The organism is Streptomyces sp. NPDC036984 (assembly GCF_055607665.1).
In genome coordinates, this window is record NZ_JBVJRL010000065.1 from 1 (window position 1) to 4,025 (window position 4,025).

Sequence of the window (4,025 nt, forward strand, 5' to 3'; positions counted from 1 at the left end):
AGCGCCTGCGCCTCGATCGGGTCGCCGAGCGCCGTGCCGGTACCGTGCGCCTCCACCACATCCACGTCCGACGGCGCCAGGCCGGCGGTCGCCAGCGCCCGGCGGATCACCCGCTGCTGCGAGGGACCGTTCGGGGCCGTCAGGCCGTTGGACGCGCCGTCCTGGTTGATCGCGCTGCCGCGCAGCACGGCGAGGACGCGATGGCCCTTGCGGCGCGCCTCCGAGAGGCGTTCGAGGACGACCACACCGGCGCCCTCGGCCCAGCCGGTGCCGTCCGCGGCCGAGGAGAATGCCTTGCAGCGGCCGTCGGGAGCGAGTGCCCGCTGGCGGGAGAACTCCACGAAGGTGGCCGGTGTGGCCATGACAGTGGCGCCGCCGGCCAGCGCGAGGGAGCACTCGCCGTTGCGCAGCGCCTGGGCGGCCAGGTGCATCGCGACCAGGGAGGAGGAGCAGGCGGTGTCCACGGTCACCGCGGGGCCTTCGAAGCCGAAGACGTACGACACCCGGCCCGAAGCCACGCTCACCGCGGTGCCGGTGGCGGTGAAGCCGCCCAGCTCGGGCGGGATGTCGCCGCCGATGCCGTAGCCCTGGGTCATGACGCCGGAGAAGACGCCGACGTCGGTGCCCTTCAGGGCGGACGGGTTCACGCCGGCCCGCTCCAGCGCCTCCCAGGACGTCTCCAGGAGCAGCCGCTGCTGCGGGTCCATCGCGAGGGCCTCACGCGGCGAGATACCGAAGAAGCCCGCGTCGAACAGGCCCGCCTCATGGAGGAAGCCGCCCTGGTCGACGTAGGACGTGCCGATGTTCTCGGGGTCGACGTCGATGAGGTCGCTCACGTCCCAGCCGCGGTCGACGGGGAAGCCGGAGACGGCGTCGCGGCCTTCCGCCACCAACTGCCACAGTTCCTCAGGGCTGTTGACGCCACCGGGCAGGCGGCAGGCCATGCCGACGATGGCGATCGGCTCGTCCGGGTCGGCGACGACGACCGTGGGGGCCGCCGTATTGGTGCGGTTGCCGCTCAGTCCGTCGAGTTCGTCGCCGAGGAAGCGGGCGAGGGCGAGCGGGGTCGGGTAGTCGTAGACGAGGGTCGCCGAGAGGCTGAGGCGGGTGGCCTCGCGGAGCCGGTTGCGCAGTTGGACGGCGGTCAGGGAGTCGAAGCCGGCGTCCTTGAACGCTTTCTCGGCCTTGACGTTCTCGGGGCCGGCGTGGCCGAGGACGGTCGCGACGTGGGTGCGGACCAGGTCCAGGAGCAGGGTCTCCTGCTCGGCCGGGGCCAGGCCCGCGAGCCGGCCGGCCAGGCCGCTGCCGCGGCCGGCGATGCGGGCGGCGGCGCGTCGGCTGTGGGGTATCAGCGTGCGCAGCAGGGAGGGTATGGCGCCACCGGCCGTGGCCTCGGCGCGTATCGCCCGCAGGTCCAGTTTGATCGGGACGAGCAGGGCGTCACCGGTGCGCAGGGCCGCGTCGAACAGGTCCAGGCCCTCGTCGGAGGTGATCGCCTGGAACCCGCCGCGGTTCATACGTGCCTGGTCCGCGTCGTTCAGGTGGGCGGTCATGCCGGTGGCCTGGTCCCACAGACCCCACGCCAGCGATACACCCGGCAACCCGGACGACCGCCGCCGCTGCACCACCGCGTCCAGATACGCGTTCGCCGCCGCGTAGTTGCCCTGACCCGCCGAACCGAACACCCCGGCCGCCGACGAGAACACCACGAACGCACCCAGATCCGGTACGAGTTCCCGGGTGAGTTGGTCCAGATGCGTGACCGCGCTGACCTTCGGCGCGAACACCCCCGCCAGACGTTCGGGCGTCAACGCACCGATCACACCGTCGTCCAGCACACCAGCCGTATGCACCACACCCGACAACGCACGCTCCGCCGACACGGAACCCAACAGCTCCGCCACCGCCGAACGATCCGACACATCACACGCCACCACCGACACCGACTCCGCACCCAGCCCCGCCAACCCGGCCACCAACCCCGCCGCACCCTCAACCGCCGAACCACGCCGACTCACCAACACCAGATGCCGTACCCCGTGCCGCACCACCAGGTGCCGTGCCACCAGCGCGCCCAGCACGCCCGTGCCGCCGGTGACCAGCACCGAGCCCGCCGGGTCGAAGGCAACCCGGGCGGCGGTGGGTTCGGGGCGGGTGAGGCGGGGCGCGGACAGGGTGGTGCCCCGGGCGGCGACCTGGGGTTCGCCTGTCGCGAGCGCGGCGGCGAGCAGGGTCCCGAAGGTCTCGTCGTCCTGCGGCTCGTCCGTGTCGAGCAGCACGATCCGGTCGGGGTTCTCCGCCTGGGCGACCCGGACCAGGCCCCAGACGGCCGCGGCCGCCGGATCGGTCACGGCCGCGTCCCCGCCCGCGGGCACGGCGCCCCGGGTGCGGACGACGAGGGGTGTTCCCTCGAGCCTCGGCTCGGCCAGCCATGCCTGGACGACTTCGAGTGCCCTGCTGGTCAGCGCGAGCGCCGCGATGTCGTCCCGGCCGTCCGCACCGGCCGCGACACAGTCGAACACGGCGACGGCCGGCTGCTCCGCGCCGTCGAGCAGGGCAGGCACCCCGCTCGGGTCGGACAGGGCGATCCAGTCGGGTGCCGCCGCGGCCGACCGGCGCGCCGGCAGCTCGGTCCACACCACGTGGAACAGCGCGTCGTCCGCGCCCGGGGCGGTGTCCGCCGCCGCCAGGTGGTCGGCGGACACCGGTCGGAGGGTGACGGCGTCCGCCGTCAGGACGGGGCCGCCCGCCTCGTCGGCGGCCTCGACCGAGAGGACGCCCGGGGCGGACCGCAGCAGCCGGGCACGCAGTACGGTGGCCCCGGTGGCGTGCAGGACGACCTTGTTCCACTCCAGCGGCTGCCACACCTGAGCGTCATCGCCGGCGACGGCCTCACGGACGGCCGGGTGCAGGACGGCGTCCAGCAGCGCCGGGTGGACGCCGTACCGGTCGGCCTCGGTCTGGTCCTCCTCCGCCAGTGCGGCTTCGGCGAACAGCTCGTCCCCACGCCGCCACAGCCCGCGCAGGCCCTGGAAGAGCGGGCCGTAGGCATGGCCGTGGGCGACCAGCTCGGCATACATGTCGTCCGTCTCCGCCGGCTGCGCGCCGGGCGGCGGCCAGGCGGTGAAGTCGAAGGTGCCGGTCGCAGCCTCGGAGCCGAAAGTGCCGGTCGCGGCCTCGGGGCCGAAAGTGCCGGTCGCGGCCTCGGGGCCGAAAGTGCCGGTCGCGGCCTCGGAGTCGAAGGTGCCGGTGGCCGCCTCGCCTGCTGCCGGCGCGAGGATTCCGGTGGCGTGCCGGGTCCAGGTGACCGGCCCGTCGGCCACGGCGGTGCCGTCGGGGGCCGCGTACACCTCCACGCTGCGGGCGCCGGCCTCGTCCGGCCCGCCGACGGCGATCTGAACGCGTACGGCGCCCTGCTCGGGGACGACCAGAGGCGCCTCGATGACCAGCTCGTCCAGCACCCCGCAGCCGACCTCGTCACCGGCGCGGACGGCCAGCTCCACCAGCCCGGCACCGGGCACCACGACCACCCCGCCCACGGCGTGGTCGGCCAGCCAGGGGTGCGTACGCAGCGACAGCCGAGACGTGAAGACCAGCCCGTCCGACTGCGGCAACGGCACCACCGCACCCAGCATCGGATGCCCGGCACCGGCCAGCCCCAGGGCCGCCGCGTCGACGATCGACTCCGACATCCGAAGCCAGTAGTGCTGGTGGTCGAAGGCGTACGTCGGCAGGTCGACGTGGGCCTCGGTGGCACCCTCGGGGAGGGTCGCCGACCAGTCCACCTCGGCGCCACGCACGAACAGTTCCGCGAGGGAGAGCAGGAGCGTCTGCACCTCGCCGCGGTCGTCGCGCAGGGCCGGGACGCCGACCGCGTCCTCGCCCGCCGACTCCGCGATCGCACCGGTCAGCGCACCACCAGGGCCGAGTTCCACGAACACCGAACCGCCCGAGGCGCTGATCCCCTCCGCGAAACGGACCGGGCGGCGGACGTGCTCCACCCAGTAGGCAGGATCCGTGAGCTG

The 4,025-nt window shown here is 73.9% G+C and carries 1 protein-coding gene; it reads right to left on the reverse strand.

Going from position 1 to position 4,025, the window contains the following annotated elements; all coding sequences use genetic code 11:
• Nucleotides 1-4,025: type I polyketide synthase (locus ACZ7DL_RS38915; RefSeq protein WP_470781772.1), on the reverse strand; the 4,025-nt coding region annotated here is incomplete at both ends.